Consider the following 6,259-nt stretch of genomic DNA (forward strand, 5'->3'; position numbering starts at 1 on the left):
GGCTCGGGAAGGGATCACACTTCTTCCCGGGTCGCGACCCACGCCGCGAACAGGCCGACCAGAAGATAGATCACGAATAGGGTTCCCGCCATTGGCGCGTAATGCGGCGCGACAAGCGGAACGATGGCCCAGACCACGAGAGCGGCCATACAGGCGTAGAGCATATGCATCGGGCTGGTCCTGTCTCATGCGGGTGTGGCTCTTCTCAATATGAGCGGTGTCGCATGTCCTGCGCAAGCGTGCGTCAGTTCTGGAACGGATAATAACGGAACGTCACGAACACGGTGTTGCCATTGGCGGTAGGGCGCGTGGTGGCGCCATGGTCGTCTATGCCTTTGAAGGCGAACTTCCGGACGTAGGTGTATTGCAGGCCCGCCATCACGCTGCCGTAGCGTCCGTCGAGCAGATGCCACCAGCCGCCCATGGTGAAAGAGGCCAGCGCCTGTGTCTCGGCGTTGCAGGTGCCGAGCATGATGGCGCAGCCCGCGAGATTGGTGGTGCGGGAGCCGTAGCCGTAATAATTGCCGTCCGCGCCTTCATAGACGGAGCGATGCGCCGCTTCCACGCCGCCATAGGTGTAGAGTAGGAGGTTGCTCGATGGATGCCCGATCAGGCCAAGCGAGCCGATGATCTCCTTCAGCGGAGCCGGCGCACCATTGCTGCGGAAGGTCATGTCGGGAAGCTGGCTCGGACCGTAGCGGCCCACGCCCTTGCCCGCCAGCACATTGCCCACGAGCTGTATCTTGTCGTGCAATAGCGGCACGGCCATCGAGCCGCCCACGCCGCCGCCGAACGCCACGCGCGAATGGGCGCGACCTCCCACACCGCTGCCGTTGATGACCACGGTGCGGAACCAGCGGGCCAGTCCATAAACCTCATAATGGCCGAGAGAGGTATCGACCGCGCCTTTGAGGACGATGTCCGGGGCGACGTCCATGCTGTAATGGGCTTCCGGATCCAGCATGCCCGAGCCGGTGCTGTTGTACACCACATGTGGGCCGGTGGTGTGACCAGCGGCAGCGGGAATGGAATCCCCCGAGACCAGCGTGGAATCATCGAAGCCCAGCGTCGCCTGCGGTGTCTCGACCGACAGACCGAGCCACCATTTGCGGTTGAAGTCCTTGATGAAACGGACCTGCGGCACGCGCGTGAAGGTCACACCGGGAATGAGGTTGCTGTCCACCACGGGGGGCAACTGTTCATGCCGGCGCAGAAGGGTGTTGGCGTAGCCTGTCGTCAGGCTCCACGCCTGTCCGGCGAGGAAGTGCAGCCCGAGATCGCTGTCATCGGCGGCGAGATAGGCCTGTCGCATCCGGGGCACGTAGCTGTTGGTCTGCACGGCGTTGGAATTGCTGCCTGACCCGCCGAAATCGGCTTCCACATAGGCCTCGACCTTCACGCCCTTGGCCGGCTTGCCTTCAAGCAGAAGGCTGAAGCGGCTGAGCTGGGCGGTGGGGCGGTATTCCGAGGCATGGGCGTTGGGATTGCCGGAATAGGGGAACGAACCCCATGGTGTGGCGGGGCCGGCCGTCAGGTTCTTGTCGCGGTAGATGTTGGACATGTCCACGAAGCCGCCGAGGCGCACCGAGACCGAGCCGATTTTGAAGATGGGCGGCAGGCTGTCCACTTCGGTCTGGGTCAGCGCGGTGGGGCTGGAGGAGGACAGGTTGATGCTCTTGACCGCCTGCGGCATCTCAAGCGCCACTCCATCGGGGACAGCGTCCGTCGAAAGCGGAGGCACCGGCTTGCCGTCGATCAGCATCGGGCCGCTCAGCGCTTCCGTCTTGGGCGTGACGGAGACGGGCAGAACAGGCGTTACGTCGGGCGAGACGGGCATGGCTGAGGCAGACTGCACATTGCGCCGCGTGCGTTCGGATGTCTGCGCGGAGCGTGTGGTGTGCCGGGGTTCGACGCGCACCGGATGCTGATTTTTCTGGAGTTCATGGACCTGCGCCTGCAACTGCAGCACCATGCTGCGAAGCTGGGCGATCTCGGCGGCGCTGTTATCGGCGTGTGCAGGGCGGTCGGTGCAGGCCAGTGCGACAACAGTCAGGCCCAGAGACACGGCGCCCTGCTTCCCCAGTCGTCGGAAATGCTGTCTGCTCACTCCGCCTCTGCTCCATCAGCCGGTTGGCCGGACCCAATCTCCGGGCGCTTCCGGTAACGGGAGAGTGAATTAACGAAAAACGGAGCGGCGCAGATGTGCCAATTTCACGACCCATCCATCCAGCCCGGTTCTTGAACTCGGGAAAGGAGAAAAATGCGCGGCATAGATTTCAGTTCCCTGCACGGTCTGGTTGTGACTTTGCTGGGCCTCGTGCTGGTCACGTTGCTCGGTGTGGGGCTGCGGCTCATGGTGATGCTGACGGTCCAGCAGCGACGCGAGCGTCTCAATCGTCAGATCAATGAACGGTTGAGCACCCTGATGGGGGCGTATCGGACATTGGGCGGGTCTTTCACCGGAGATCTGTTGGTGGACCCCACGCATCTGCGGGATCTGCGTCAGCAGGCGCAGGAAAACGGCACATCCTTTCCCGAAGACCTCCCTTCCAGCTTCGAGCGGGCGCGGCGTATCCGCGATGCGGTGGAGGGGGCGTTATCGGACATCATTCTGCTGGGTACGGAAGAACAGGTGCGACTGGCCGCGAAAGCCGCCTGCGACCTGACAGCCGGACGACCTGTTCACACACGCGAACTGGTCGTGGCGCTGCGCGATTTTATCCGCAAGGCGCTCGATCTTGAGGCGGTGCCTTCCGATGTGCTGATTCCCGATCAGGGGCCGACACGCCCGACGACGGGAGGCGGTGCGAACAAGGACAAGAAAGAAGGCGGCAAGGGCAATCGTGGCGGCGGTGCCGGTGGAGGCGGCGGAGGAATGGGCGGCGGGGGCGGCATGGGCATGGGCTTCGGGAGTGCGGCGGAAGAGCACACCGCCACGTCTCACTGAGACTGCCTCAGTGTATGGGCAGCGTGCCGTTCAGCGCGCGATACATCACCAGCGCATCGACCGGGCCATGCAGCGGGTGATCGAAGGCGTCCGGCAGGCGCCCTACCGTGTGGAAGCCGAACTGCTGCCATAGTCGGATCGCGTTTTCATTTGTGCTGATGACGAAGTTGAACTGCATGGCGCGGTAGCCCCGCATATGTGCGTGGGCGAGGGAGTGCAGCGCCATCTGTCGTCCGATGCCACGGCCGCGTGCGTCGGCATGGGTCATGTAGCCGCAATTGCAGACATGCCGTCCGCCGCCAGCCTGATTGGGGCGCAGATAATAGGTGCCAAGAAGAGCGCCCGTATCGTCTTGGGCCACGAAGGTCTCCTTGTCCGGCCCGAGCCAGTAAGCCAGCGCCTCGTCCTGCTCCATGTCTCGATCGAGCGCGTAAGTGTCGCCTGCGCGGATGACGGGGCCGAGGATGGCCCATAGCGCGGGCTGGTCATTGGCGTGGGCAGGGCGGATCTGCATGAAATTCGGTCCTGTGTGGGATGGATGTGAAAAAGCAGTTAATATCGTTTTGATTTAGTTCTGTTTTAACTGAAACGTCACGAATGCGTCGCTCAAAATAGCCTAACGATGCCCCGAAATCATGACCTTGGTCGTCAATTCCGGGATATTTGCCGATGAGCAGCAGTCAGCCGATCACGTTGGACACAGACCAGATCTATATGAATGGTGACGACGTGGAGACGTCAAAGGCGACGGTGACGGTCGATCTGGATGATGTCGGAAAGCTGGGCATCCTCAACACCGGTACTCTTGCATCCAGTTCCAAGCGCGGCATCGACACATCCGGCACGGCGGCTAGCGACGCGCTGCTGGGGATTGTCAATCTCGGCACCATCAGCGGCAGCGACGACGGCATCCGTATCGACAGCGACCTGCCCGATGGCGTGCTGGCGTTGATCAATGACGGGACCATCACCTCCACGACCGATGGGCAGGCCATCGATTTCAACTCGGTTGCGACCAACAAGGCCACGTTGATCGCCAATCTCAGCGATGGCGTCATTACCTCGACGGATGCCGATGCGGTTCGTCCTGGCAACAATGCCATCGTTGCAAATCTTGGCGTTATCTATGCCGGTGGTGAAAACGGTGCGAGCAAGAACGACGGCATCGATTTTCAGGATTACAGCGGCACGGTGCTCAATGACGGCGCCATTTCCGGTGCGCGCCACGCCATCACCAGCAGCGCGGACCTGACGGTCGTCAATGGCCCTGATGGACACATTCTTGGACGGGATGGCTCGGGCGTGGGGTCGGACGGCAACGGCTCCGTGCTGAATTTCGGCACGATCACGGGCGCGTATGACGGATCGGGCACCGGTGACGGCGATGGCGTGGACATCGACGGCTCTGCCAGCGTGGTGAACTACGGCGTCATTCAGGGCACGGGAGCTGCTGGCAACGGTTCGGATGGGTATCCCAACACCAGCGAGGGCGTGTCCATCGGCGGCGGTGTGATCGTCAATGAAAAGGGTGCGGTCATCAGTGGCGCCAACAACGCCATTCTTGTGGATGACAGCAGTCAGGGCGATGCGCCGTATGCCACAACAGTTGTAAACAATGGCGTCATTGCCGGGCTGAATGGCTACGGCATCCACATCACGGACACGTTCGGGGATACGATCACCAACGCGGGTACGATTGCGGGCACGACAGCCGCCATCGCGCTGGGCGATGGTGACGATACCCTCAACATCCTGACAGGTTCGGTCATTTCCGGAACCGTCGATGGCGGTGGCGGCACGAACACCGTCAACCTGATCGGTGAGGGCACGTTCGGGGGCGCGGACAATTTCCAGCGCATGAGCGTGACGGGAAGCTGGACCCTGTCGGGCGATCAGTCGTACGATCTGATCGGTCTGAACACGGGGGCGGTGCTCACGCTTGAAGGCGGTCTCGATGACAGTTCCACGGTGGCCTTCACATCGTCCGGCACGCTGGTTCTGGAAGAGCCGACCTCCTTCTCCGCTGCGGTCGTGAACTTTGACGCCAGCGACTACATCGATTTCGCAGCACTGGCCTACGATCCTGACGCTACAGTAGCGGTTTCGGGTTCGGATGTGACCGTCACCGCTGGCAGCCTCAGCTACACATTGACGGTCACTCTCGCGGCGGATGTGAGTGGTTTCGCTCTTTCCGAGGACTGTGACAGCTCACTGCTGCTCTCCGCCGTCGTCTGCTTTTTGCCCGGTAGTCTCATCGCGACGGAAAACGGCGATGTCGCTGTGGAAAACCTGCGTCCGGGAATGAAGGTTCCAACATTCGACGGTGTGCCGGGCGAGTTGAAGGACATCGTCTGGGTGGGGCGGCAGGATGTGCGTGTGGCACAGGGCATTGCTCCCGATCTGGCAGGATGCCCGGTGCGTATTCGCGCCGGTGCGCTGGCCGATGGCGCTCCGTCTGTCGATCTTCTTGTGACACCGGAACATTGCCTGTTCTTTTCAGGGAAGTTCGTGCCTGCACGGATGCTGGTCAACGGCGCGAGCATTGCCTACGATCGAAGCATTCGTTCTTACACCTGTTATCACATCGAAACGCGGGATCACGCGGTCATCCGCGCCAATGGCATTCTGACGGAAAGCTATCTGGACACAGGCAACCGTCGTCATTTCCGTCCGCTGGGACAGGACGGTGTGATCGCGGCTTTCAACGGTGCTGTCCGCAACTGGGAAAAGGATGCGGCCGCGGAACTGTGTGTGGCGCGTGAAGTGGTGGAACCGCTGTATTGCCAGATCGCAGAACGCGCGGTGGCGATGGGGTTCGTGGCGACACCTTCCGCTCCTGTCACGCACGATCCCGATCTGTATCTTCTGACCTCGGATGGCCGGAAATTGCTGCCGACACACTTGTCGGAAGGGCGCTTTGCTTTTCATCTGCCGAGTGGACTTACGCATGTGTGCATCGTCTCGCGGACGGCGCGCCCGTGCGATGCCATCGGTCCCTTCGTGGATGACCGCCGGGATCTTGGCGTTCTGATCGGACAGATCACCCTCGATGACGCTCATGATGTGCGTGTTCTCAAGAATCATCTGACACAGGACATTGAGGGATGGGATGTGCGTGAGGCCGTCCCGATGCGCTGGACGCAGGGCCGCGCGATGCTTCCTCTGCCGCGTCTGCGTCCTGACTCCTCGGCCATGCTGACGCTAGGGCCTGTTAGATCTTGAATTTCTTCCCATATTGTAGGGATGGAAGAAGGAGACAGAACAGGCACCTTTACGGACGAGACATGGGCGATCTGGGAACCTCTGATTGAG

The 6,259-nt window shown here is 61.5% G+C and carries 5 protein-coding genes; 2 read left to right on the forward strand and 3 right to left on the reverse strand.

Annotated features, from left to right (window positions below; all coding sequences use genetic code 11):
* Window positions 1-14: 14 nt before the first annotated feature.
* Entirely contained in the window at window positions 15-170 is a 156-nt protein-coding gene (locus GOB87_RS13045; RefSeq protein WP_166317620.1) for a hypothetical protein, read from the reverse strand.
* Window positions 171-244: 74 nt separating this feature from the next.
* Window positions 245-2,107, reverse strand: a complete 1,863-nt coding sequence (locus GOB87_RS13050) for a hypothetical protein (protein WP_264805433.1) — start codon at window positions 2,105-2,107, stop codon at window positions 245-247.
* Between the two features lie 153 nt (window positions 2,108-2,260).
* Between GOB87_RS13050 and GOB87_RS16580 the strand changes: the two genes are divergently transcribed.
* Window positions 2,261-2,947 carry a hypothetical protein gene (locus GOB87_RS16580; RefSeq protein ID WP_194303350.1) on the forward strand — a complete coding sequence of 229 codons (687 nt, stop codon included), beginning with the start codon at window positions 2,261-2,263 and terminating at the stop codon, window positions 2,945-2,947.
* 7 nt (window positions 2,948-2,954) lie between these two features.
* Here GOB87_RS16580 and GOB87_RS13065 read toward each other — a convergent pair whose 3' ends face one another.
* Window positions 2,955-3,461, reverse strand: a complete 507-nt coding sequence (locus GOB87_RS13065) for a GNAT family N-acetyltransferase (RefSeq protein WP_166317626.1) — start codon at window positions 3,459-3,461, stop codon at window positions 2,955-2,957.
* Window positions 3,462-3,616: 155 nt separating this feature from the next.
* Here GOB87_RS13065 and GOB87_RS13070 point away from each other — a divergent pair, with 155 nt between their 5' ends.
* On the forward strand, window positions 3,617-6,169 hold the full coding sequence (locus GOB87_RS13070) for a Hint domain-containing protein (protein WP_166317629.1): 2,553 nt from the start codon (window positions 3,617-3,619) through the stop codon (window positions 6,167-6,169).
* Window positions 6,170-6,259: the final 90 nt, after the last annotated feature.

This window comes from Acetobacter estunensis, from assembly GCF_011516945.1.
GTDB lineage: Bacteria > Pseudomonadota > Alphaproteobacteria > Acetobacterales > Acetobacteraceae > Acetobacter > Acetobacter estunensis.

Bases quoted from the DNA above. Each gene is read 5' to 3' on its own strand.
- GOB87_RS13045 (WP_166317620.1), bottom strand. From the start codon at position 170: ATGCATATGCTCTACGCCTGTATGGCCGCTCTCGTGGTCTGGGCCATC.
- GOB87_RS16580 (WP_194303350.1), top strand. From the start codon at position 2,261: ATGCGCGGCATAGATTTCAGTTCCCTGCACGGTCTGGTTGTGACTTTG.
- GOB87_RS13065 (WP_166317626.1), bottom strand. From the start codon at position 3,461: ATGCAGATCCGCCCTGCCCACGCCAATGACCAGCCCGCGCTATGGGCC.
- GOB87_RS13070 (WP_166317629.1), top strand. From the start codon at position 3,617: ATGAGCAGCAGTCAGCCGATCACGTTGGACACAGACCAGATCTATATG.